Source organism: Streptomyces sp. NPDC059785, from assembly GCF_042732375.1.
In the GTDB taxonomy this organism is placed as follows: Bacteria; Actinomycetota; Actinomycetes; order Streptomycetales; family Streptomycetaceae; genus Streptomyces.
This window is the reverse complement of sequence record NZ_JBHWHV010000024.1, coordinates 107,334-129,313: the sequence shown is the minus strand read 5'-3', so window position 1 is coordinate 129,313 and position 21,980 is coordinate 107,334. Positions and strand designations below refer to the sequence as shown.

Here is a 21,980-nt window from a genome sequence, read left to right as displayed (position 1 = left end):
CCTCTGGGCGGCCGGGGCCTTCACGCATAGGTTGAACCGGAACACCGGCAGCCGACCGGCGTACGAGGGGGACCCATGGGAGTGCCGGACGACTTGGCGGCCGAGGCCGCACGCATCGACGCGCTGCTGAGGCACTTGGCGGAGCGGCCGGTGGACCTGAGCGACCCCGACTGGCCGGCCCGTCTCCTGGAAGGCCCCGAGCCGCTGGACGAGGCGAACGTCCGCGAGGAGGCGGAAACGGCCCTTGAGCGGCTGCTCGACCACTATGGACAGGGCGACGAGCGCACCCGCGGCGAGGTGCGCGCGCTCCTGGCCAGCCGTCCCTCCTTCCGTGCGGCCACGGCGCTGCCCGAGGCCCGTACGCCCGATGACTTCCGCCGCCACCTCCTGCACCTGTCCGCCAGGGACCACGGAGCGGACACCCGCGACGAGATGATGACGTTGCAGGCGCTCAGCGACCAGGCGCGTGCCGCACGGATCGACCTCCGGCCGCTCCTGCTGGAGGTCGCCGCGCTCTCCAGCGACCAGGACAAGTACGGAATGGGCTCCATGCGCACGATCCTGCGCAGAGCGGCCGGACAGGACCCCGCGAACCTCCCGTGACTCAGAAAGGGCCCCTGTACCTCCCAAGGAGGCGCAGGGGCCCTTCACACGGCGCGCGCCCGCGTCCTACCGCAGCCGCGCCATCAGCGCGTGCTCCACGAGCGTGATGAGCGCGGACTTGGCGTCGGCGCGGTGGCGCGCGTCGGTGGTGATGATCGGGGTGTCGGGTCCGATCTGGAGCGCCTCGCGGACCTCGTCCGGGTTGTACGGCTGGTGCCCGTCGAAGCCGTTCAGGGCGATGACGAAGGGCAGCCCGCTGTTCTCGAAGTAGTCCACAGCCGGGAAGCAGTCGGCGAGCCTCCGGGTGTCGACCAGCACGATGGCGCCGATGGCGCCGCGGACGAGGTCGTCCCACATGAACCAGAAGCGGTCCTGTCCGGGCGTGCCGAACAGGTACAGGATCAGGTCCTGGTCCAGGGTGATGCGGCCGAAGTCCATGGCGACGGTCGTCGTCGTCTTGTCTCCGGTGTGGGTGAGGTCGTCGATGCCCGCGGAAGCGGACGTCATGACGGCCTCGGTGCGCAGCGGGTTGATCTCCGAGACGGCGCCGACGAACGTGGTCTTGCCCACGCCGAAGCCGCCCGCCACCACGATTTTCGCGGACGTGGTGGAGCGGGAAGGCCCTCCGCTAGAGCTTGCGAAGTCCACTGAGCACCCTTTCGAGCAAAGTCACGTCTGGCTGGCCGCCGGCGTTCTCGTCGCCGCCCGGCTGATGGATGGCGACCAGGCCCGCCTCCGCCAAGTCGGCGACGAGAATCCTGGCCACGCCGAGAGGGATGGTCAGCAGGGCCGAGATCTCGGCCACCGACTTGATCTCCCGGCAGAGATTGCAGATCCGCTGATGCTCGGGCAGTTGCCCCTGCATCTGGTGCGGCTGAGCGGTGGTGTGCACCAGCGCCTCGATGGCGAGCTGGTAGCGGGGCCTGGTGCGGCCGCCCGTCATGGCGTACGGGCGCACCAAGGGGTTGTTCGACGCCCCCGCGGGCGCCGGTTCGGGGGTGCGTCGCTGTGGCTGCACGGGCTGGATGCGCGGAGCCGGCGGCTGGTCGTACGGCGAGGGCCCTGGACCCTGCGGGGTGTACGGCTGACGCTGGTGGCTGGGCGTGGAGGGAAAGTTGTACCGGTTCGGGTTCTGCGAACCGTCGGTCTGGCCGTGCCCGTGTCCGGGGCCGTAGGACCAGTTGCCGGACGACGAACCGCCTGGGGGTGTTGCCACTTTCTCCTCCTCCGTCTGTACCGGGCACCCATCCCTGTGGAGCCGCGTCCCGAAACTTTAAAGCCCCGGGACGCGAAAACGCACCGTGTGTCGACTAGTTGAGAAGGCTTCCCTGGAGCTCCGCACGTAGATCCGGGGTGAGGACCGTACCGGCACGGTCCACGAGAAGGGCCATCTCGTACCCGATGAGACCGATGTCCGCTTCGGGATGTGCGAGGACCGCGAGCGAGGAACCATCGGAAACGGACATGATGAAGAGGAATCCCCGCTCCATCTCCACAACCGTCTGGTTCACGCTCCCGCCCTCGAAGATGCGGGAGGCCCCCGCGGTCAACGAGGTCAGTCCGGACGCGACGGCCGCGAGCTGATCGGCGCGGTCGCGCGGGAAGCCTTCGGACATCGCCAGAAGGAGTCCGTCGGCGGAGACCACCACCGTGTGGGACACCCCGGGGGTGTTGTCCACGAAGTTGGTGATCAACCAGTTCAGGTTCTGTGCCGCCTGGCTCATCGGGCTCACACTAACGCTCCTGGTTGTAGGTGCTGTCAGAACCACCGTGCTGATTTCTGGTGGCCTGGCCGTTCGTGTCACTGCTTGCATTGCGTCCCCGTTCCACGCCCCGGCGCAGGTTGCTGAGCCTGCCCCGGACGTCTTCGGGAGCGCGGGAGACCTGTGGGCCGCCCTGTGGGGTCGGTTCGGCGGTGCCCTCGACCAGGTTGGCCTTGGGTACCCGCCGCGGCAGACCGGAGGAGGTCACTCCGCCCGCCTTGGGCTTGCGCAGCTGCGAGGCCTGCTGCCAGCGCTCGTCGTTCGCCGAGCGCCAGTCACCGTCGCCCTGCGCGGCCGGGGACGGATCCTGGCTCGCGTGCTGCCGGCCGGCGTTGCCGCTCGCGGCGGATCCGCGGCGGGGCAGTCCGGCGTCGGTCAGCTCGTGGGCGGCGGAGGGGGCCGGTCCCGGACGGTCGAAGCCTACGCGGTCCTGCTCGCCCGCGTCACCGGCCTGCGAGGATTCCGCTTCCGGAGCGTACTCGGAGCTGTAACCGTTCTGATAGGCGTCCTGCTGCGGCCAGTCGTCCTGGTAGCTCTGCTCGCCGAAGGCCGCGAAGTTCCCCGAACCGGCGCCGGGCGCCGCCGCGGGCTCCTCCTGACCCTGTTCCGGATAGCCGCCGTTCGGGAAACCGCCCTGCTGCGCGAAGTACGTCTCGTCGTACGCGGGCTGCTGGGGCGCCTCGTACGGCGTCTGCTGGTCGAAGCCGGCCTGCTGCTCGCCGAAGGGCTGCTGCCCGTTGCCGTACGCGGCCTGGTCGCCGAAGCCCTGCTGCCCGTTGTCGTAGCCGGGCTGCTGGGCGGTGAAATCGTCCTGGAACTGCGGAGGTTCGATCGCCTCGGGGTCCTGCGCCTGGGCGCCCAGGGCCGCCCGGCGCTCCTCGCGCATCAGGGAGCGGCCCACGGGGTCCAGGTCGCGGATGTCGTCCGGGACCTCGGAGTAACGGCTGTCGTCGAAGCCGAGCTCGGCCGCCGTGCGCATCGGCTCGCCCTGGAACGGCTCGCCCGGGAAGGGCTGCGGCTGCTCGGGCATGATCTGCGAGACGGTGAACTCGTCGCGCTGCACCTGCTGTTCGCCACCGCCGCCGTGGGTGATGGCGTCGGGCAGCATGACGAGCGAGGTCGTGCCGGCCTGCTCGCCGGAGGGACGGAGCTGGACGCGGATGCCGTGCCGGTCGGACAGCCGGCCGACTACGAACAGGCCCATGCGCTGCGAAATCGCGGCGTCCACGGTCGGCGGGTTGGCGAGCTTGTGGTTGATGTCCGCGAAGTCCTCGGCGGTCAGGCCGATGCCCTTGTCGTGGATCTCGACCATGATGCGGCCGTCGGGCAGCCGGGTCGCGGTGACGCGGACCTTGGTCTGCGGGGAGGAGAACGTGGTGGCGTTCTCCAGCAGCTCGGCCAGCAGGTGCACGAGGTCGGTCACGGCGCGGCCGTGGATCTCGGCCTCGGGAACGCCGGAGAGCTCGATGCGCTCGTACTGCTCCACCTCGGAGGAGGCGGCGCGGAGCACGTCGACCAGCGGGACCGGCTGGTCCCAGCGGCGGCCCGGCTCCTCGCCTGCGAGGACGAGGAGGTTCTCGCCGTTGCGGCGCATACGGGTCGCGAGGTGGTCCAGGCGGAAGAGGTTCTCGAGCTGGTCCGGGTCGGCCTCGTTGTTCTCCAGGTCGGTGATCAGGGTCAGCTGGCCCTCGATCAGCGACTGGTTGCGGCGCGAGAGGTTGGTGAAGATCGCGTTGATGTTGCCCCGCAGCAGGGCCTGCTCGGCGGCGAGCCGGACGGCCTCGCGGTGGACCTGGTCGAAGGCGCGGGCGACCTCGCCGATCTCGTCCGTGGTGGTGATCGGGATGGGCTGCACGCGGGTGTCGACGCGGCCCGGGTCGGTGCGCGAGAGCTGGTCGACGAGCATCGGCAGCCGCTGCTCGGCGACGCCGAAGGCCGCGCTGCGCAGCTGGCGCATCGAGCGGCTCATCTGGCGGGCCACCATGCCGGCCAGGATGAACGCGGCGAGCAGGGCGACGACGACGGCGGCACCGGTGATGAAGGTGTCCTGCCTGGCGTCCTCGGAGATGCCGGCGGCCTCGGTCACCGCGTTGTCCGCGAGGTCGGACTCGATCTTGCGGTAGGCGTCGTACTTGGCGGTGTTGACCGCCCACCAGTTCTGCGGGGTGACGCCGTCCTCGGCGAGCTCGGCGCGGGCGGCGGGCTGCGTGGACTGGAGCCCGGCCAGCTCGCTGATCATGTCGGTGGTGTCGGACGGCGGCGGTACGTAGGTCTCGCCCTTGGACGCGGCGGCCGCCGCGGCCTCCTGGGCCTGGGTCTTGCCGTCGGCCTTCAGCTTCTTCTTGGCCGCCTCGAGGTTGGCCACGTCGGCCTCGGTGCCGCCGCCGATGTACTCCTCCAGGGCGATGCCCTCGAGGTAGGCGTACGAGGAGAGGGCGACGCGCTGGCTGGCCAGGCTGCCGTCGCCGGGGCCGGGCTTGACCAGCATGTGCATGCCGATGGACCGCTCCAGGGACAGGGCGCCCTTGGAGAGCGAGATCGCGTAGACCGTACGGCCGTAGCTGGTGATGTTGCCGGTGCCCAGGCCGAGTTCGTTGGCGAACTCCATCAGCGGGTGCTGGATCTGCGTATAGCCCTCTTCGGTCTGCACGCCCGAGAGCTTGGAGGTGTAGGCGGCCTTGCGGAGGCTCTCCAGGCCGGGCTCGGCCTTGCGGAAGATCTCCAGGCGGCGCTTGAGGCCGGCCTTCTGCGGCATGTTCCGCACCGCGGCGTCGAAGGCGTCGGCCGCCTCGTCGGTGGCGGCGCGAACCTTGACCACCGTGGCGTCCTTCTCGCCCTTGCCGCTCAGCAGCGGCTCGGCGGTGGCGTCACGCTCGACGTAGAGCTGGTCGCCGTAGGCGAGGGCGGCCTGCACCAGACGGGCGGTCTTCTCCGCGTCCTCGGCCTCCTGCCAGGTGTCGACGGAGTTCTTCACCTGGAAGCCGCCCATGACCAGGCCGACCACCACGGGTATGAGCAGGATCGCGTTCAGCCGGGTCGGCACGCGCCAGTTGCGCGGGGAGAGGCGTCCGCCGCTGGGGGCGGGCGCTGCCGTGGGCTCGGGGTCGGACACTTGCGCTGCGGGCGCCGCTCCGCGCGGCGGCGGGGTGAAGTTGCCCCGCGCCGACGGCTCGGGACCGTTCTTGCTTCGCCTCACTCGACCAACAACCTCTCGGCGTCGGCACCTACGTTGTGCCGCGGTGTCTCCAGCGCCCTTGTCTACCGGGCAGTTCAGGCATTCCAGCACGTCAGGCAGTGCTGTTCCAAACACTCGGAACCGAAGATTCCGAGTGATGTATGCCCCAGATAAAACGGTCATAAAGAGCGAGCCCCGGCAAAAGACGGGGCCATCGTGAGCACAGCGACACCGAACGACCGCGACGCGTGTCGGGGACACCGGATATCTCTGTCGAAACGTTATGAACACTGTGGCCGACCGTGTCAAATGACACAGTCGGCTCCAGTGCATCTACGACAACTGCCGTACGGCATTGCCGACTTGTGTGCTGTCCGCGCTCCCTCGGTACCGGCCTACCGCAGTCGTGCCATCAGCGCGTGCTCCACGAGCGTGATGAGCGCGGACTTGGCGTCGGCGCGGTGCCGCGCGTCGGTGGTGATGATCGGCGCGTCGGGTCCGATCTGGAGCGCCTCGCGGACCTCGTCCGGCGTGTACGGCTGGTGCCCGTCGAAGCCGTTCAGGGCGATGACGAACGGCAGCCCCGAGTTCTCGAAGTAGTCCACAGCCGGGAAGCAGTCGGCGAGCCGCCGGGTGTCCACCAGGACCACGGCACCGATCGCGCCGCGGACCAGGTCGTCCCACATGAACCAGAAGCGGTCCTGGCCGGGCGTGCCGAACAGGTACAGGATCAGGTCCTGGTCCAGGGTGATGCGCCCGAAGTCCATGGCCACCGTGGTGGTGGTCTTGTCCCCGGTGTGGGTCAGGTCGTCGATGCCCGCCGAGGCGGACGTCATGACGGCCTCCGTGCGCAGCGGGTTGATCTCCGAGACGGCGCCCACGAACGTGGTCTTGCCGACGCCGAAGCCACCCGCCACCACGATCTTCGCGGAGGTGGTCGCCCGGCCCCCGTCAGAGCTTGCGAAGTCCACTGAGCACCCTTTCGAGCAAAGTCACGTCCGGCGCACCGCCGTTGTTCTCGTCGCCGCCCGGCTGGTGAATGGCGACGAGTCCGGCCTCAGCGAGGTCCGCGACAAGAATCCTGGCCACACCCAGGGGCATGGACAGCAGGGCCGAGACCTCGGCCACCGACTTCACCTCACGGCAGAGGTGGCATATCCGCTGGTGCTCGGGGAGCAGTCCCATCAGCTGTGCCGGGTCGGCCGTGGTGCTGATCAGTGCTTCGATCGCGAGCTGGTAGCGCGGCCTGGTCCGGCCACCGGTCATCGCGTACGGACGTACCAGCGGCTGGTCGCCCTCGTCCCCGTACGGCTCAGCGTACGGATCATGAGAGGCGGTGGGCGGGGTCATGAATCCTCCGGGCGGGACAGCAGGTCGGGCAGTCGAGCCGTCTGACAGTGGCCAGTGGGGGGATTGTGGCGGCCGGACGGTGATTGTGTGAGTTCGCTGGCACCAGGGGGCGTCAGTGGAGCAGACTTCCCTGTAGTTCGGCGCGCAGGTCCGGCGTGAGCACTGCGCCCGCGCGGTCGACCAGCAGCGCCATCTCGTAGCCGACCAGGCCGATGTCGCACTCCGGGTGGGAGAGGACCGCCAGCGACGATCCGTCCGAGATGGACATCAGGAAGAGAAAGCCGCGCTCCATCTCGACGACCGTCTGTGCCACCGTGCCGCCCTCGAAGATCCGGGAGGCCCCGGCCGTCAGCGAGGTGAGCCCGGACGCGACCGCCGCGAGCTGGTCGGCGCGGTCGCGCGGGAAGCCTTCGGACATCGCCAGAAGGAGTCCGTCGGCGGACACGACGACGGTGTGGGACACCCCGGGGGTGTTGTCCACGAAGTTGGTGATCAACCAGTTGAGGTTCTGTGCCGCCTGGCTCATCGGGCTCAACTAACGCTCCTGCTGGTGAGTGGGGCTGGGGAAGCTGCCGGTCTGGCCGGTACCGGCCTGGCGACCCTGCTGAATGCCCCGACGGAGATTGGTCAGCCGGCCACGTACGTCATCGGGCGCACGCGAGACCTGCGGACCGGGCTGGTGCTGTTGCTGCTGTGCCGTGCCCGCGACGAGGTTCGCTCGCGGGACCCGGCGCGGCAGCCCTGAGGTGGTGACGCCGCCGGCCGAGGGCTGACGGACGCGCTCGGCCTGCCGGACGAGATCGTCGTTCGGCGAGCTGCGCCAGTTCGAGGACGCCGGTGTGGCGGCCTGGTGTGCGGGAGCAACCGGGGACTGCGGCTGCTGGGGGTAGGACTGCGGGTCGTTCGGCCGGCCGCCGCCTGTGTGACCGGCCTGCCCCTGACCCTGGTGCGCCTGATGGGCCTGGCTCGCCTGCTGCTGACCGTGGAACCAGTTGGTCTCCAGCGTGTCGTACAGCGGGGTGCGGCCGTCGCCCGGACCGGTGGCCGGCGGCAGGGCCTCGGGCTCCTGAGCCCGCATCGGCCGCTGCGGCGCCGGCGGGCGCTGCGCGCCGAAGTCGGCGGGGCCGCCACCGTTCAGCGGCCTGCGCTCGAACTGGCCGGTGGCCGAGGGGTCCTGGTTGCCGTGGCCGGGGGCCGCGAACTGACCGGTGGACGACGGGTCCTGGCCGGCCCCGTAGCCGGGCGCCGCGAACTGGCCCGGCTGCTGCTGCGGGGTGTTCGGGGTGCCGAAGACGTCCGAGCGGACGAACTGCCCGTTGTTCTGCTGCGTACCCGCGGGACCCGGCCGCTGGGCGCCGAAGTCGGGCCGCGGCGCGTCGAAGTCGGGACGCTGGAACTCGGACGTCGAGCCCGGACCCTGGCGATCGTCGAACGCCGGGAACTCCGACGTGGCGGCCGGACCCTGGCGGTCGTCGGGACGCTGGAAGCCCTGGCCCGCACCGGCGCCCTGGCGGTCGTCGAACCGCGGGAACTCCGAGGTCGAGGCCGGGCCCTGGCGGTCGTCGAAGGCCGGGAACTCGGACGTGGAGCCGGGTCCCTGGCGGTCGTCGGGGCGCTGGAAGGCCGACGCCTGGCCGGCGTTCTGGCGCTCGTCGAACCGCGGGAACTCCGAGGTCGAGGCCGGGTTCTGGCGGTCGTCGATGCGCGGGAGCTGCGAGGTCGAGGACAGCGCGTCCGGCTCCTCGTGACCGCGCGGGGCGTCCAGCGAGGCACGCCCCACCGGCGGCTGGGCGTTCTCGTCGCTCCAGCTCGGCGTCCGCTGTCCGGCGGGGCCGCCGGGCAGCTCGGCCCGCGGACCGCCGCGACCGGGCAGCTGCGGCCTGCGGCGGCGCGACTCCTTGGGCTTCTGCCCCTGCGGCGGTACGGCGGCGGGGCCCGCCTGCTGCGTACCGGAACCGCCGTCGCCGAAGCCGCCCTGCAAGCCGGGCCCGCCGTTGCCGAAGCCGCCCCGGCGCGAGCCGGAACCGCTGTCGCCGAAGTTCTGGGGTGCGCCGGTGCCCGCGGCCTGGAGGCCCTGCGGGGCACCGGGCGCGCTCTGCCCGAAGGCGCCCGGAGCACCCGCGCCCGCGCCCGCCGGAGCCGGCCGGTTCTGCGGGGCGTTGCCCTGGCCCTGGGACGGGGCGCCCGGACCCTGCGGTCCGCGCGCGGCACCGGGGCCGCCGGGACGGCCGCCGCCCTGGCCGCTGCCGGGCAGCGCGGCCCGCGGGCCCTGGCCCGCGCCCACCTGCCCGCGCTGCGGCGGGGCACCGAGACGGTTGCCGCCGGTCGCGGGGCCGCCCTGGCCGAGCGCCTGACCGTTGCCCTGTCCGTTGCCATTGCCGCGGCGGGCCGCCGCGGCACCGGCCGCGGCCTGCGCGGCGGCCGGACCACCGGCGCCGGGGCCGCCCTGGCCGGGCAGCTTCTTGCCGCCCTGGGCGACGTCGACGGGGAGCATGACCAGCGCCGTCGTACCGCCGGAGTCGGACGGGCGGAGCTGGATGCGGATGCCGTGGCGCTGCGAGAGGCGGCCGACCACGAACAGACCCATGCGGCGGGAGACCGACACGTCCACGGTGGGCGGCGCGGCGAGCCGCTCGTTGATCGCGGCGAGGTCCTCGGGGGAGAGGCCGATACCGGTGTCGTGGATCTCGATCAGGACGCGGCCGTCGGGCAGCGCGTGACCGGTGACCTTGACCTTGGTCTGCGGGGAGGAGAACGAGGTGGCGTTCTCGAGCAGCTCGGCGAGCAGGTGCACGAGGTCGTTGACGACCCGGCCGGCGACCTCGGTCGTGGGGACCGAGGAGAGCTCGATCCGCTCGTACTGCTCCACCTCGGAGGCCGCGGCGCGGAGCACGTCGACCAGCGGGACCGGACGGGTCCAGCGGCGGCCGGGCTCCTCACCGGCGAGGACGAGGAGGTTCTCGCCGTTCCGGCGCATACGGGTCGCGAGGTGGTCGAGCTTGAACAGCGAGGAGAGCTGGTCGGGGTCGGCCTCGCGGGACTCCAGCTCGGAGATGAGCGAGAGCTGGCGCTGGATGAGGCCCTGGGAACGGCGCGAGAGGTTGGTGAACATCGCGTTGACGTTGCCCCGCAGCAGGGCCTGCTCGGCGGCGAGGCGGACCGCCTCGCGGTGCACGTCGTCGAAGGCCGCGGCCACCTGGCCGATCTCGTCCCGGGAGTGCACACCGACCGACTCGACAGAGGTGTCGACGTCCTGCGGGTCGGACTCGGAGAGCTGCTTGACCAGCTCGGGCAGCCGGTCCTGGGCGACCTTGGTGGCGGTGTCCTGGAGCCGGCGCAGCGAGCGGATCATGGACCGCGCCACGACGAACGCGCCGACCAGCGAGACGCCGAGGACGAGCAGGATCAGCGCACCGGAGATGATCGCTTCGCGCTCGGACTCGCTGCGCAGCTCGCGGGCCTTCTGCTCCATCTCGTTGAGCAGGGTGAGCTCGATCTTCGACATCTGGTCGATCTTGGCCGAGTCGTCGTCGACCCAGTCCCTGTACGACTGCTTGTCCTGCGAGCGCATGCCGCCCGCGCTGTTGAGCACGCGGCTGGCGTACTTGTCGGCGGCCTCGATCGTCGGGTTGTTGTCGTCGATCGGCTTCGTGAGGTCTTCCGCGCCGTCGCCGTAGATCGTGTCGAAGCCCTCGAGCTCGGACTTCTCGCTCTCCAGCGCCGAGAGCGCGTACTGCCGGTCGTTCTCGGACAGCGAGCCGAAGGTGGTGTCACCGGCCGGCAGCGCCGCGGCGATCACGGCGCGCTGGATGGACGCGTACTCCTTGGCCGAGGAGAAGGAGGACAGGGCGCGGGTGCGCTGGATCATGTCCGGGTTGCTGGTCGCCTCGGCCATGTCCTGCGACAGGTCGAGCAGCTGGGAGATGAGCCGGTGGTACGCCTCGACGGTCTGCGTGGAGTTCTTGTCGTCGCTGAAGGCGTTGTTGCGGATCGTGCTGAGGTTGGCCAGCTCGCTCGCGATGCCGACGATGCTCTCGCGGACACCGGTGAGCTGCCCGTCCCGGCTGGCGTCCTCGATGTCCTGGGTGCCCTCGAGGAAGGCCTTGCGCGCGAGGTCCGTCTTGTCCTGCACGCCCTTGACCGTGAAGTCGGTCGCCTTGGCGCCGTGCGCCAGCGGTCCTGCCGACTGGTCGCGCTCCTCCTGGAGCGCGGCGGCGAGCTCGGTCGCCTGCTTGGTCATCTCGGTCAGCAGCTTCATGTTGTCGAGCTGCTGGATGCTGTCCATCGACTCGTTGATGCGCAGCGCGCCCAGCGAGGTCGCCGCCACCACGGGGAGCGCGAGCAGCGAGACCAGGCGGGTGGAGATGCGCCAGTTGCGCAGCGCCACGCGCGAGCCGGGTCCGCCGGCGCCCTTGGACTTCGCGTCCGGACCGGTGGGGGCCGCGGGGCCGGGGCGCGCGGAGCGCTCTGAGCCGGCCTCTGCCGATCCCTGGTTCTGGGCGTGCTGGGGCGAGGAGCTGACGGCCATGGGGCCAGTCCCGCCGTGCGGCTCCGGCTCCGCCGAAGCGCTGCCATCCCTCTTGAAACGTCCCTGCACTAGCGTCGCAACCTCTGGACCAGGCGCCCCTCCGTAGGACGGCGGGGCGGTGTCGGCGTCGTTCAGGGGCGCGAGGCGCGCCCCCAGGTGGTCGTGAGTGACCGGCGCTGGCTCCCCCTTCCCGCCGCCCACTCGGCGCTGCGTTGCGCCCTTGCGCGCCGGCTTCGATCCAGCGGCGGTCCGTGGAATTCCAGCACAGTGCCGGATCTCCAACAAGGCCCGTGGGCCGGGCTGTGACCACCGTGACACCTCGTGAGGGAAGCGTCACGAGACGTAGAAAGAGTTCTCGTACAAACGGGGCGTACCTGCGTGAATCGCGGAGGCCGGACCGGTGTCCCAGTCGCCATGATCAGGAGCGGAATGCGCGCTTCGGAGGGGCAATGTCCGTTTCGGCGGCGCCGGATACGGGTCCGAATTGCCCGCTTCGCCCGGCGCGTCGTGAGGAAACTCACACGACAATCATGGCGCCTTCACGCCATCGCCAGGGAATTGAATGTTTAGCCTGACGCTTTACAGGGATGGCGAATCCGACAACCTGCGCTTCCGGGACGGCCCTTGGGGCCGCCGGGCGCCCGCACCGACAAGGTCGAGAACAACAGTGAAGACCACGATGATGTTCCGCAACATAGCCAACCCGCGACGCACGACGCTGGCGCACCTCACCGACTCCGAGGAGCTGCGCACGCAGGAGCAGCCGGAACACACGGTCGACCTCCCCGCCCAGACCGCCAACCCCCGCCGCACCGTTCTGATGGAGGCCCCCGCCGCGGCCGCCGCCGAGTAGCGGCAGGCCCGGCCGGTACGCACCGGATCCCTCCGCCCGCCGCCGGGACCCCTGTCCTCTTGCGCGAGGCGCCCGCGGGGGCCCTGTCCTCAATGCGCGAGGCGCCCGCCCCTGCCGCGTTAGCCTGGAGCGTCAGACTCCAGCCAGCTCAGTTAAGGGGCGCAAGGATCCCGTGCGCATCGCCAGATTCTCCATCGACGGCAACGTCGCATTCGGCGCGGTCGAGGGCGACAGGCCGGACGAGCTCGTCCTCGACATCATCAAGGGCATCCCGTTCGCGGACTTCGAGCTCTCCGGTACGAAGGTCCCGCTGAGCAAGGTCCGGCTGCTGCCGCCCGTGCTGCCCAACAAGGTCGTGGCCTTCGGCCGCAACTACGCCGAGCACGCGCGCGAGCTCGGCAACGAGGTGCCCGACGCCCCGTTCGCCTTCTTCAAGCCGTCCACCTCGGTGATCGGCCCCGGCGACGGCATCGCGTACCCCTCCTTCTCCGAGGAGCTGCACCACGAGGCCGAGCTGGCCGTGGTGATCGGCCGGATGTGCCGCGAGGTCCCGCGCGAACGCGTCGGCGACGTCATCCTCGGCTACACCTGCGCCAACGACGTCACCGCGCGCGACGTCCAGCGCCGCGAGAAGCAGTGGGCCCGCGCCAAGGGCTTCGACAACTCCTGCCCGCTCGGCCCCTGGGTGGAGACGGACATCGACCTCGCGGCCGCCGCCGACCTCACCATCCAGTGCACGGTCAACGGGCAGCAGCGCCAGCTCGGCCGCACCAGCGAGATGATCCACTCCATTGAGGACCTCGTCGTCAACGTCACCGAGGCGATGACGCTGCTCCCCGGCGACGTGATCCTCACGGGCACCCCGGCCGGAGTCGGCCCCCTCGACGTCGGCGACGAGGTCGCCGTCACCATCGAAGGCATCGGCACTCTCACCAACAAGGTGATCAAGCGTGGCTGACGCGACCTCCCCCAAGTCCTAGCCCGTCACGTACGGGAGGCGGCCGAAGGCCGGGGCCCTCGCCCCAGTCGAAGCCCAGCCGGCGCATCGAGTCGAGGAGCTGGTTGTACGACTCCTCGCAGTCGCGGGCCGCGACGGTGTCCTCGATGCGCTGGACCAGGATGCCCCGGTGGTGCCGGGCGAACGCCGGTTGAGCAGGGCGGTGCGGACCAGGCCCACGGGGCAACAAGAAGCTCTCCGAGCGCGACCCGCAGTCGTCCCTCAACCTCTACCGGGAGCGCGGCTTCCTCCCCGAGGGCCTGCTCAGCCACCTCTCGCTGCTCGGCTGGTCGCTCTCCGCGGACCGCGACGTCTTCACGATCGAGGAGATGGTCGTCGCCTTCCACATCGCGGACGTCAACCCGTCCGAGCCCTCCTTCATGGCCTTGAGCCAGGGGGCGCAGCGCTCGGTGAGGTCTTTTGTGCCGCCCTGAAGCTCGGCGAGGCCCAGGCCCCGGGAGGGGGCGGCGTCCGGACCGGGCGCCGCTCCCTCCCCGTACCGGCACCGCGGGCGCCGCCGCGTTACCGTCGACCCATGAGCATCAGGGCCGTGGTCTGGGACGTGGACGACACGATCTTCGATTACACGGCCGCCGACCGCGCGGGCATGCGCGGGCACCTGGCGGCCGAAGGACTGCTGGACGGGTACGAGGGCGTCGAGCAGGCGCTCGGCGTCTGGCGGGAGATCACCGACCGCCAGTGGGCGAGGTTCGCGGCGGGCGAGGTCTCCTTCGAGGACCAGCGCCGCGACCGCGTACGGGCCTTCGTGGGCGGCGCGCTCACCGACACCGAGGCCGACGCCTGGTTCCAGCGGTACATGACGTACTACGAAGGGGCCTGGGCCCTCTTCCCGGACGTGCTGCCCGTCCTCGACCTCCTGGTCACCAGCCACCGCCACGCCGTCCTGTCCAACTCCAGCCTGCACGTCCAGGAGCGCAAGCTGCGCCTGCTCGGCGTGCGCGACCGCTTCGAGGCCGTGCTGTGCGCGGCCGAGCTGGGCGTCTCCAAGCCCGACGCGGCGGCCTTCCACGCGGCCTGCGAGGCCCTGGAGCTGCCGCCGCACGAGGTGGCCTACGTCGGCGACCACCCCGAGATCGACGGCCGCGGCGCCGCCGAGGCCGGACTGCTGGCCGTCCTGATCGACCGCGGCGGGGCGCACGACGGCGCCGTCACGCCCCCGGCCGGCCCCAAGCGGATCGCCTCGCTGGCCGAACTGCCCGCGGTCCTTGGCGCGGATACCCGTTTTGGAGCGCCGTCCACCTTCGGGTAATGTTCTTCCTGCGCCGCCGGAGAGCGGGCCGAAAGGCCGGGAACCGGAAGCGCAAGCTAGAACAAGATCCCCGCAGGGGGTTGCGTTTTATTGGCCTATGGTGTAATTGGCAGCACGACTGATTCTGGTTCAGTTAGTCTAGGTTCGAGTCCTGGTAGGCCAGCCAGCAGATGCGGTGAAGTACGGCGTCTGTGTCGCGGAGATCATCCGCAAAGCCCCCGTTGTGTAGCGGCCTAGCACGCTGCCCTCTCAAGGCAGTAGCGCCGGTTCGAATCCGGTCGGGGGTACAGATCCTTCCCAGGGAGACAGTCCGGGTCGCACCCGCTGACTCTCATGCAGGATCGCTAGGGCCCCCGTTGTGTAGCGGCCTAGCACGCCGCCCTCTCAAGGCGGTAGCGCCGGTTCGAATCCGGTCGGGGGTACAAACTGGTCTAAACCACATTGGTCTATGGTGTAATTGGCAGCACGACTGATTCTGGTTCAGTTAGTCTAGGTTCGAGTCCTGGTAGACCAGCTCGGATCTGCGGCGTTGTACATCAAGCGCACGCAAGATCCTCGCCCCCGTTGTGTAGCGGCCTAGCACGCCGCCCTCTCAAGGCGGTAGCGCCGGTTCGAATCCGGTCGGGGGTACGCAGTCCGATGGGCCTCCACTTCGGTGGGGGCCCATCGGCGTTCCCGGCGGCGCCGGGCGCCCCGCTTCACTCGAGGCCGTAGCGCCGGGCCGACTCCTCCTCCTGTGCCAGCCGGTGCAGCGCCTTCAGGGCCGGCTCGAAGAGGATCGCCGCCGCGACCGCCGTCTCCACCTTCTCCGCCTCCGACTCGCGCGTCTCCACGAAGTCCAGGTCGCGGACCGCCGCCCGGTGCATCAACTCGGCGTACGGAGCCATGTGTTCCGCGTCATAGGGGTGGCCGAGCCGGATCAGCGTGGCCACCGCCGTCACCAGCGAGCGGTGCACGGGGGAGACGGTGCCCACCTCCCGCGCCGTGTCCCAGCCCAGCATCTCGAGCAGCCGGTCGACCTCGCGGTGCGCGGCGGCCACGGCGGGGTCCGCCTCGTCCGGCTCGGGCTCCTGCGGCAGCGCCCACAGGGCCGCGCCCAGCCGGAGCGTACGGCCCAGGGAGTCGTCGTCGACATGGCCGAGGATCTCGCGCGCCGTCGCCACCGGGACCCGGCCCACCTGGATCAGCGCGCGCACCAGGCGCAGCCGGCGCAGATGGCCCTCGTCGTACTCGGCCGTGGTCGCGCCGACGCGGCGGCCCGGCGCCAACAGGCCCTCCCGCAGGTAGTACTTGATCGTCGCGATGGACACACCGCTGCGCTCGCTCAGTTCCGTCAGCCGCATTCCCTTGCACTCCCTCTTGGATAACGGCACTATCTAAGCATCGCGCCGTTGGATAGTGACGTTATCCAACAGCGGCCCGACGGCTGTCGTCGTGCCGTTCCGGCGCCGGACACAGGGGGTTCCATGTTCACCAAGCCCGTCGCGGGCCGTACGACCGCAGCCGCCGAGGGGGACGTCGTCGTGCTGCTGATCGGGATGCGCGTCAATCACTTCTGGGCGGTGCACCAGTGGGTGCCGGCGCTCCGCGCCATGCTGCGCATGATCCGCGAACTCACCCGGGACAGGAGCCGCGGACTGCTCGGCCACGTCCTGCTGACCGGCTCGCCGCGCACGTACTACGTCGTCCAGTACTGGGAGTCGAAGGAGAGGCTCTACGCCTACGCGGCGGCGCCCGACATGTTCCATCACCGGGTGTGGGCGATCGTCAACCGCAAGCAGCGGGCGGGACAGCTCAAGCAGCACGTGGGCATCTGGCACGAGACGTACATCGCGCCCAAGGGCTCGTACGAGTCGGTGTACGTGGACATGCCGCCCTCGGGCCTTGCGGCGGCGACGGGGGTGCTGCCGGTGGAGCGGCGGGGGAGCCGGGCGGCGGAGCGGCTGGCGCACCGCTGAGCGCCCCGCAGGGGCGCAGGGGCGCGGGGAACTGTGCGACCAGCCACGACGGAGTCGCAGACACCCCGGGGCCGGTCCCGTCGCGGCGTTGAGGCGGGACCGGCCCCGGGGTGTGAGGGGGGAGAAAGGTTCAGCCCGTGCGCCGCAGCGCCTCGGACAGGCGGCCCGCGGCGTCGATGACCGCCTGGGCGTGCATCCGGCCCGGGTGGCGGGTCAGCCGCTCGATCGGTCCGGAGACCGAGACCGCGGCGACCACGCGGTTCGAGGGGCCGCGCACCGGCGCGGAGACCGAGGCGACACCCGGCTCGCGCTCGCCGATCGACTGGGCCCAGCCCCGGCGCCGTACGCCCGACAGGGCCGTCGCCGTGAAGCGGGCGCCCTGGAGGCCGCGGTGCAGGCGCTCCGGCTCCTCCCAGGCCATGAGGATCTGCGCGGAGGAGCCCGCCTTCATGGTGAGCGTGGAGCCCACCGGGACGGTGTCCCTCAGGCCCGACAGGCGCTCGGCCGCGGCGACGCAGATGCGCATGTCGCCCTGGCGGCGGTAGAGCTGGGCGCTCTCGCCCGTCACGTCGCGCAGATGTGTGAGCACCGGGCCCGCGGTGGCCAGCAGGCGGTCCTCGCCCGCCGCTGCGGCCAGCTCGGCCAGGCGCGGGCCGAGGATGAACCGGCCCTGCATGTCGCGCGCCACCATGCGGTGGTGTTCCAGTGCCACGGCCAGACGGTGGGCCGTGGGTCGTGCGAGCCCGGTGGCCGCCACCAGCCCTGCGAGGGTGGCCGGACCGGACTCCAGGGCGCTCAGGACAAGGGCTGCCTTGTCCAGGACGCCGACGCCGCTACTGTTGTCCATGAAACGATACTCGCGTCTCACTCTGTGAAACGCAAGTTCAATTTTCCGTGGAACGCGCCACTCTGGAACGCACGGTGCCCGCGGACCAACGGGCCCGGCGGACGACGTCCGGTACGAGGGGTACGTACGTCACCGCCCCCGAAATCTCGAGTTGGGCCGGCGCCACACGAAGCCGGCCGGAGGGAAAGCGATGGGTAGGACACTCGCGGAGAAGGTCTGGGACGACCACGTCGTCCGGCGCGCCGAGGGCGAGCCCGACCTCCTCTTCATCGATCTGCACCTGCTGCACGAGGTGACCAGCCCGCAGGCGTTCGACGGCCTCCGCAAGAGCGGGCGGAAGGTGCGCCGGCTCGACCTGACCATCGCCACCGAGGACCACAACACCCCGACCCTCGACATCGACAAGCCCATCGCCGACCCGGTCTCCCGGGTCCAGCTGGAGACGCTGCGCAAGAACGCCGCCGAGTTCGGCGTCCGGCTGCACTCGCTGGGCGACGTCGAGCAGGGCGTCGTCCACGTGGTCGGACCGCAGCTCGGCCTGACCCAGCCGGGCACCACCGTCGTCTGCGGCGACTCCCACACCTCCACCCACGGCGCGTTCGGCGCGCTCGCCTTCGGTATCGGCACCTCGCAGGTCGAGCACGTGCTGGCCACCCAGACGCTGCCGCTGGCCCGCCCGAAGACCATGGCCATCACGGTCGACGGCGAACTGCCCGAGGGCGTCACCGCCAAGGACCTGATCCTCGCGATCATCGCCCGCATCGGCACCGGCGGCGGCCAGGGCTACATCCTGGAGTACCGCGGCCCGGCCATCGAGAAGCTCTCGATGGAGGCCCGCATGACCATCTGCAACATGTCGATCGAGGCCGGCGCCCGCGCGGGCATGATCGCCCCCGACGCGACCACCTTCGACTACCTGAAGGGCCGTCCGCACGCCCCCGAGGGCGAGGAGTGGGACGCGGCGGTCGCGTACTGGAAGACCCTGAAGTCCGACCCGGACGCGGAATTCGACGCCGAGGTCGTCATCGACGCCGCCGCGCTCTCCCCGTTCGTCACCTGGGGCACCAACCCGGGCCAGGGCGCGCCGCTCTCCTCGGCCGTCCCCGACCCGGCCTCGTACGAGGACGCCTCCGAGCGCCTGGCCGCCGAAAAGGCGCTGGAGTACATGGGGTTGTCCGCGGGGCAGCCGCTGCGCGAGATCAAGGTGGACACGGTCTTCGTCGGTTCGTGCACCAACGGCCGTATCGAGGACCTGCGCGCCGCCGCCGGGATCGTCCAGGGCCGCAAAGTCGCCGACGGGGTACGGATGCTGGTCGTGCCGGGTTCCGCGCGCGTCGGTCTGCAGGCCGTCTCCGAGGGTCTGGACGTGGTCTTCAAGGAGGCCGGGGCCGAATGGCGGCACGCCGGCTGCTCGATGTGCCTGGGCATGAACCCCGACCAGCTCGCCCCCGGTGAGCGCTCCGCGTCGACCTCCAACCGCAACTTCGAGGGCAGGCAGGGCAAGGGCGGCCGCACCCATCTGGTGTCGCCGCAGGTCGCCGCCGCCACCGCGGTGCTGGGCCATCTGGCCTCGCCCGCCGACCTGTCCGACGCCCCCGCCGCCGTGCCCGCTGGAGTCTGAGAACCATGGAAGCATTCACCACGCACACCGGCCGGGCCGTTCCGCTGCGCCGCAGCAACGTCGACACCGACCAGATCATCCCCGCCCACTGGCTCAAGAAGGTGACCAGGGACGGTTTCGAGGACGGGCTGTTCGAGGCCTGGCGCAAGGACTCCTCGTTCATCCTCAACCAGCCCGAGCGCCAGGGCGCCACGGTCCTGGTCGCCGGACCCGACTTCGGCACCGGCTCCTCGCGCGAGCACGCCGTCTGGGCGTTGCAGAACTACGGCTTCAAGGCCGTCGTCTCCGCCCGCTTCGCCGACATCTTCCGGGGCAATTCGCTCAAGAACGGCCTGCTCACGGTGGTTTTGGAGCAGAAGATCGTGGACGCGCTGTGGGAGCTCACCGAGCGCGACCCGCAGGCCGAGGTGACGGTCGACCTGGAGGCCCGCGAGGTGCGCGCCGAGGGCATCACCGCCGCGTTCGAGCTCGACGAGAACGCCCGTTGGCGGCTGCTGAACGGGCTGGACGACATCTCCATCACGCTCCAGAACGAGGACGACATCGCCGCGTACGAGGCCAAGCGGCCCTCGTACAAGCCGAAGACGTTGCAGGTCTGACGCGGTGCCGGACCCCCGGTCCGGCACGCGCGCCTGACGGGCCTCCGGCACGGGTAGCCGACCGGCGTCAGGCAGGGGCTGTTTTCGGCCACCGCCGCATCACTCTGTACCCCCAATCGTGGACGGTTGGGGGTACAGCCATGTCTGGTCCCAAAACCGCGACCGAAGCCCGGCGGCAATGTCAACTCCGCAGGTTAAAGCGGTGGTTGAGGGGGTACGCGACCTTGGCGGCCGTGCTGTGCCGAGGCGTCCGGAAGGCCGCCGGAGGCCGCAGTTGCCCCCTGCGCAGGCGACAACTCGCCCCAGATGGCACAATCTGTGCATGGAACACGACGGCCAACTCGAGCTCTACGCGGCGGTCGCGGCCCAACTCAAGGAAGCGCACACACAAGTGCGCACACTGCAAGTCCCGGAGGGCGTACGGATGGCGCTGACCCGGAAGCTGCTGGTCATTACGGCCGCGGCCAAGCACGATCTCGCCGGTGCGACAAGGCGACTGGAGCGGTTCATGACGGACCTCGACGAGGGGCGATTCCCGGAAGAGGAACGCTGAGGAACTCCGCGACAGTCCGCGTTCGTTGCGGCACAAGGGTGATTAGCCCGTTTCGTGTTTGATTTGCGGTATATATCTGCCTAACGTGCGAAAAAGCTTGAACACTTTCGTTCTGGCAATGTCTCCGAAGGGGAAGACGTGAACAAGGCGCAGCTCGTAGAAGCGATTGCGGACAAGGTCGGTGGCCGGCAGCAGGCCGCCGACGCGGTCGACGCCGTACTGGACGCCATCGTCCGTGCCACCGTCGCGGGTGAGCGGGTGTCGGTCACCGGTTTCGGTTCTTTCGAGAAGGTGGAACGCCCGGCCCGTTACGCCCGCAACCCGCAGACGGGAGAGCGCGTTCGGGTCCGCAAGACCTCGGTGCCGCGCTTCCGTGCAGGTCAGGGCTTCAAGGACCTGGTGAGCGGCTCGAAGAAGCTCCCGAAGGGTGGCGAGGTGTCGGTCAAGAAGGCGCCCAAGGGCAGCCTTTCGGGCCCGCCGCCCACCATCGCGAAGGCCGCGGGCAAGAAGGCCGCCGCCAAGAAGACGACGGCGGCGACGGCGAAGAAGGCGGCCACGAAGAAGACGGCCGCCGCGAAGAAGACCACCGCGGCGAAGTCCGCGACCGCGAAGAAGACCACGGCCACCGCCGCCAAGAAGACCGCCACGGCGAAGAAGGCCACGCCCGCGGCGAAGAAGAGCACCGCGAAGAAGACCACGGCCACCGCCGCCAAGAAGACCGCCACGGCGGCGAAGAAGGCTCCGGCGAAGAAGGCGACGGCCAAGAAGGCCCCCGCCAAGAAGTCGACGGCGCGCAAGACCGCCACCGCGAAGAAGAGCACCGCCCGCAGGTAACGGGGCGTACGGGCAACTCACGCGCCGGGCCGGGCTCCCCTCGGGAGCCCGGCCCGCGGTGCGTCCGGGGGCGTGCCCGGACCCGCCTCAGAACGTCTGGAGCGTGACCAGGGTGATCCGGCGGGCCGCGCCCTCGCCCTCGACCTCGATGCGGACCCGCTGCCCGGGCCGCAGCAGCCGCAGGCCGCCCGCGTCGAACGCGGGTGCGTCGAACGGGACCGGGGTGCCGTCGTCGAGCAGCACCTGCCCGCTGCGGGTTCCGGGGTCGTATGTGTACGCGGTCGCTTGCATGAAGCGAAGGGTAGGCGCTTCGCGCCCCTGCCGGGGTGTTGCCCCTCGGGCCCCTACAGGGTGCCGCCGCTTGCGTCCGGGGTCAGTAGGCGGGCCGCGGCTTTCGCCGTGCGCGGGCCCACGCCCAGGGCGAGGGCCGCTCGTAGGTCGGCGCCGGTGTCCACGTCCTGTCGTACGGAATTCACCGAGTCCAGGGTCAGTTCCGCCGCCCCCGAGGCGCGGTGGCGGGCGCGGGACGCGGGGCCGAAAGCGGGCAGCAATTCCCGGCCGGGCGCGGCGGCCAGCAGAGTGGTACCGATTCCGGCGGCGTCGGCGAGAAAAGCGCGGGGGAATTCCGCGGCCGAGTCGAGTACCCGGGCCAATTCCGCGGACCGCAGTGCGGGGAGATCGGCGTTCAGGGCGGCGACGGCGCTTTCCGGGTGGCGGGCGCGTACGACGGCGGCCCCGTGGGCCAGGGCGGCGTTCAGGCCGCCGGCCGGCTCGTCCGGGACAATCCGGGCGCCCAGGGCGGCCAGCTCCCGCCCGGCCGCCGCGTCGTCCGTGACGACCGCCACATCACGTACCGCGGCGCACGCGAGGGCGGCGGCCACCGTGTCCTGCGCGAACGCGAGCGCGAGACCCGGACGCACTCCGTCCCCCGCGGTGTCCGAGAGCCTGCTCTTGGCCCGCGCCAGGGCTTTGAGGGGTACGACCAGGGTCCACTGCACGAGCGTTCCGTCCCTCCTTGTCGCGCCCATT

General features: G+C 70.8%; 21 protein-coding genes, 5 tRNA genes and 2 pseudogenes. 15 read left to right on the top strand and 13 right to left on the bottom strand.

Features of this window, described 5'->3' with window-relative positions; all coding sequences use genetic code 11:
- Positions 1–75: 75 nt before the first annotated feature.
- Complete coding sequence (locus tag ACFV6E_RS20015) at positions 76–603, top strand: hypothetical protein (protein ID WP_385173316.1); 528 nt, start codon at positions 76–78, stop codon at positions 601–603.
- A 66-nt stretch (positions 604–669) separates the two neighbouring features.
- Here the strand turns inward: ACFV6E_RS20015 and ACFV6E_RS20010 are convergent, their stop codons facing one another.
- The 8 genes from ACFV6E_RS20010 to ACFV6E_RS19975 all read right to left on the bottom strand — a co-directional run bounded on the left by ACFV6E_RS20010 (position 670) and on the right by ACFV6E_RS19975 (position 11,488).
- A complete protein-coding gene (locus tag ACFV6E_RS20010) occupies positions 670–1,251 on the bottom strand; it encodes an ATP/GTP-binding protein (protein ID WP_385173314.1) in 582 nt (193 codons plus the stop codon).
- Positions 1,232–1,819 (bottom strand): DUF742 domain-containing protein, encoded by a 588-nt coding sequence (locus tag ACFV6E_RS20005; protein ID WP_385173312.1) that lies wholly within the window; start codon positions 1,817–1,819, stop codon positions 1,232–1,234. The genes ACFV6E_RS20010 and ACFV6E_RS20005 overlap by 20 nt, the downstream gene beginning before the upstream one ends.
- Before the next feature lie 94 nt (positions 1,820–1,913).
- Positions 1,914–2,327 carry a roadblock/LC7 domain-containing protein gene (locus ACFV6E_RS20000; RefSeq protein WP_005479603.1) on the bottom strand — a complete coding sequence of 138 codons (414 nt, stop codon included), beginning with the start codon at positions 2,325–2,327 and terminating at the stop codon, positions 1,914–1,916.
- Between the two features lie 10 nt (positions 2,328–2,337).
- Positions 2,338–5,562, bottom strand: a complete 3,225-nt coding sequence (locus tag ACFV6E_RS19995) for a nitrate- and nitrite sensing domain-containing protein (protein WP_385463117.1) — start codon at positions 5,560–5,562, stop codon at positions 2,338–2,340.
- A 374-nt stretch (positions 5,563–5,936) separates the two neighbouring features.
- Entirely contained in the window at positions 5,937–6,512 is a 576-nt protein-coding gene (locus ACFV6E_RS19990; RefSeq protein ID WP_055614002.1) for an ATP/GTP-binding protein, read from the bottom strand.
- Positions 6,493–6,891: a DUF742 domain-containing protein gene (locus tag ACFV6E_RS19985; RefSeq protein WP_059131717.1), complete on the bottom strand. Its 399-nt coding sequence runs from the start codon at positions 6,889–6,891 to the stop codon at positions 6,493–6,495. Before ACFV6E_RS19985 ends, ACFV6E_RS19990 begins: the two co-directional genes overlap by 20 nt.
- Positions 6,892–7,003: 112 nt before the next feature.
- Entirely contained in the window at positions 7,004–7,417 is a 414-nt protein-coding gene (locus ACFV6E_RS19980) for a roadblock/LC7 domain-containing protein (protein WP_095936862.1), read from the bottom strand.
- 9 nt (positions 7,418–7,426) lie between these two features.
- A complete protein-coding gene (locus tag ACFV6E_RS19975) occupies positions 7,427–11,488 on the bottom strand; it encodes a nitrate- and nitrite sensing domain-containing protein (protein WP_385463114.1) in 4,062 nt (1,353 codons plus the stop codon).
- A gap of 598 nt (positions 11,489–12,086) precedes the next feature.
- On the opposite strand from ACFV6E_RS19975, the gene ACFV6E_RS19970 reads away from it, so the two are divergent.
- Both ACFV6E_RS19970 and ACFV6E_RS19965 read left to right on the top strand, forming a co-directional pair.
- Complete coding sequence (locus ACFV6E_RS19970) at positions 12,087–12,272, top strand: hypothetical protein (protein ID WP_385463111.1); 186 nt, start codon at positions 12,087–12,089, stop codon at positions 12,270–12,272.
- 172 nt (positions 12,273–12,444) lie between these two features.
- On the top strand, positions 12,445–13,230 hold the full coding sequence (locus tag ACFV6E_RS19965; protein ID WP_385173300.1) for a fumarylacetoacetate hydrolase family protein: 786 nt from the start codon (positions 12,445–12,447) through the stop codon (positions 13,228–13,230).
- Between the two features lie 37 nt (positions 13,231–13,267).
- Here ACFV6E_RS19965 and ACFV6E_RS19960 read toward each other — a convergent pair.
- Positions 13,268–13,449, bottom strand: a pseudogene (locus ACFV6E_RS19960) (glutamate--tRNA ligase family protein); the annotation flags it as partial.
- Positions 13,450–13,451: 2 nt separating this feature from the next.
- Between ACFV6E_RS19960 and ACFV6E_RS19955 the strand changes: the two are divergent.
- The 7 genes and pseudogenes from ACFV6E_RS19955 to ACFV6E_RS19925 form a co-directional block, all read left to right on the top strand.
- Positions 13,452–13,649 (top strand): annotated as a pseudogene (locus ACFV6E_RS19955) (glutamate--tRNA ligase family protein); the annotation flags it as partial.
- A 155-nt stretch (positions 13,650–13,804) separates the two neighbouring features.
- Positions 13,805–14,539: an HAD family hydrolase gene (locus ACFV6E_RS19950; protein ID WP_385173297.1), complete on the top strand. Its 735-nt coding sequence runs from the start codon at positions 13,805–13,807 to the stop codon at positions 14,537–14,539.
- 91 nt (positions 14,540–14,630) lie between these two features.
- Positions 14,631–14,705, top strand: a tRNA-Gln gene (locus ACFV6E_RS19945).
- Between the two features lie 48 nt (positions 14,706–14,753).
- Positions 14,754–14,826, top strand: a tRNA-Glu gene (locus tag ACFV6E_RS19940).
- A gap of 62 nt (positions 14,827–14,888) precedes the next feature.
- Positions 14,889–14,961, top strand: a tRNA-Glu gene (locus tag ACFV6E_RS19935).
- A gap of 20 nt (positions 14,962–14,981) precedes the next feature.
- Positions 14,982–15,053: transfer RNA gene (locus ACFV6E_RS19930), tRNA-Gln, on the top strand.
- Positions 15,054–15,096: 43 nt separating this feature from the next.
- Positions 15,097–15,169, top strand: a tRNA-Glu gene (locus ACFV6E_RS19925).
- A 68-nt stretch (positions 15,170–15,237) separates the two neighbouring features.
- Here the strand turns inward: ACFV6E_RS19925 and ACFV6E_RS19920 are convergent.
- Entirely contained in the window at positions 15,238–15,882 is a 645-nt protein-coding gene (locus ACFV6E_RS19920; RefSeq protein WP_385170002.1) for a MerR family transcriptional regulator, read from the bottom strand.
- A 123-nt stretch (positions 15,883–16,005) separates the two neighbouring features.
- Here ACFV6E_RS19920 and ACFV6E_RS19915 point away from each other — a divergent pair, with 123 nt between their 5' ends.
- Positions 16,006–16,497 (top strand): DUF4188 domain-containing protein, encoded by a 492-nt coding sequence (locus tag ACFV6E_RS19915; RefSeq protein ID WP_385463109.1) that lies wholly within the window; start codon positions 16,006–16,008, stop codon positions 16,495–16,497.
- 130 nt (positions 16,498–16,627) lie between these two features.
- Here ACFV6E_RS19915 and ndgR read toward each other — a convergent pair whose 3' ends face one another.
- Entirely contained in the window at positions 16,628–17,344 is a 717-nt protein-coding gene (ndgR, locus tag ACFV6E_RS19910) for an IclR family transcriptional regulator NdgR (protein ID WP_010984119.1), read from the bottom strand.
- 190 nt (positions 17,345–17,534) lie between these two features.
- On the opposite strand from ndgR, the gene leuC reads away from it, so the two are divergent.
- The 4 genes from leuC (at position 17,535) to ACFV6E_RS19890 (ending at position 20,951) form a co-directional block, all read left to right on the top strand.
- Complete coding sequence (gene leuC, locus ACFV6E_RS19905) at positions 17,535–18,965, top strand: 3-isopropylmalate dehydratase large subunit (protein WP_385170007.1); 1,431 nt, start codon at positions 17,535–17,537, stop codon at positions 18,963–18,965.
- A 5-nt stretch (positions 18,966–18,970) separates the two neighbouring features.
- Positions 18,971–19,564 carry a 3-isopropylmalate dehydratase small subunit gene (gene leuD, locus ACFV6E_RS19900; protein WP_385170010.1) on the top strand — a complete coding sequence of 198 codons (594 nt, stop codon included), beginning with the start codon at positions 18,971–18,973 and terminating at the stop codon, positions 19,562–19,564.
- Positions 19,565–19,886: 322 nt separating this feature from the next.
- Complete coding sequence (locus ACFV6E_RS19895; RefSeq protein WP_385170014.1) at positions 19,887–20,117, top strand: hypothetical protein; 231 nt, start codon at positions 19,887–19,889, stop codon at positions 20,115–20,117.
- Between the two features lie 138 nt (positions 20,118–20,255).
- Positions 20,256–20,951 (top strand): HU family DNA-binding protein, encoded by a 696-nt coding sequence (locus ACFV6E_RS19890; RefSeq protein ID WP_385170017.1) that lies wholly within the window; start codon positions 20,256–20,258, stop codon positions 20,949–20,951.
- A gap of 87 nt (positions 20,952–21,038) precedes the next feature.
- On the opposite strand, the gene ACFV6E_RS19885 is transcribed toward ACFV6E_RS19890, so the two are convergent.
- Entirely contained in the window at positions 21,039–21,242 is a 204-nt protein-coding gene (locus ACFV6E_RS19885) for a hypothetical protein (protein ID WP_385170020.1), read from the bottom strand.
- Positions 21,243–21,295: 53 nt separating this feature from the next.
- On the bottom strand, positions 21,296–21,949 hold the full coding sequence (gene cofC, locus ACFV6E_RS19880) for a 2-phospho-L-lactate guanylyltransferase (protein ID WP_385463106.1): 654 nt from the start codon (positions 21,947–21,949) through the stop codon (positions 21,296–21,298).
- Between the last annotated feature and the right edge of the window lie 31 nt (positions 21,950–21,980).

What these genes read in the sequence shown, in the direction of transcription:
- ACFV6E_RS19895 (WP_385170014.1), top strand. Translation starts at nt 19,887, where the DNA reads ATGGAACACGACGGCCAACTCGAGCTCTACGCGGCGGTCGCGGCCCAA.
- ACFV6E_RS19885 (WP_385170020.1), bottom strand. Translation starts at nt 21,242, where the DNA reads ATGCAAGCGACCGCGTACACATACGACCCCGGAACCCGCAGCGGGCAG.
- ACFV6E_RS19950 (WP_385173297.1), top strand. Translation starts at nt 13,805, where the DNA reads ATGAGCATCAGGGCCGTGGTCTGGGACGTGGACGACACGATCTTCGAT.
- ndgR (WP_010984119.1), bottom strand. Translation starts at nt 17,344, where the DNA reads ATGGACAACAGTAGCGGCGTCGGCGTCCTGGACAAGGCAGCCCTTGTC.
- ACFV6E_RS20015 (WP_385173316.1), top strand. Translation starts at nt 76, where the DNA reads ATGGGAGTGCCGGACGACTTGGCGGCCGAGGCCGCACGCATCGACGCG.
- ACFV6E_RS19920 (WP_385170002.1), bottom strand. Translation starts at nt 15,882, where the DNA reads ATGCGGCTGACGGAACTGAGCGAGCGCAGCGGTGTGTCCATCGCGACG.
- leuC (WP_385170007.1), top strand. Translation starts at nt 17,535, where the DNA reads ATGGGTAGGACACTCGCGGAGAAGGTCTGGGACGACCACGTCGTCCGG.
- leuD (WP_385170010.1), top strand. Translation starts at nt 18,971, where the DNA reads ATGGAAGCATTCACCACGCACACCGGCCGGGCCGTTCCGCTGCGCCGC.
- ACFV6E_RS19915 (WP_385463109.1), top strand. Translation starts at nt 16,006, where the DNA reads ATGTTCACCAAGCCCGTCGCGGGCCGTACGACCGCAGCCGCCGAGGGG.
- ACFV6E_RS19980 (WP_095936862.1), bottom strand. Translation starts at nt 7,417, where the DNA reads ATGAGCCAGGCGGCACAGAACCTCAACTGGTTGATCACCAACTTCGTG.
- ACFV6E_RS19985 (WP_059131717.1), bottom strand. Translation starts at nt 6,891, where the DNA reads ATGACCCCGCCCACCGCCTCTCATGATCCGTACGCTGAGCCGTACGGG.
- ACFV6E_RS20000 (WP_005479603.1), bottom strand. Translation starts at nt 2,327, where the DNA reads ATGAGCCAGGCGGCACAGAACCTGAACTGGTTGATCACCAACTTCGTG.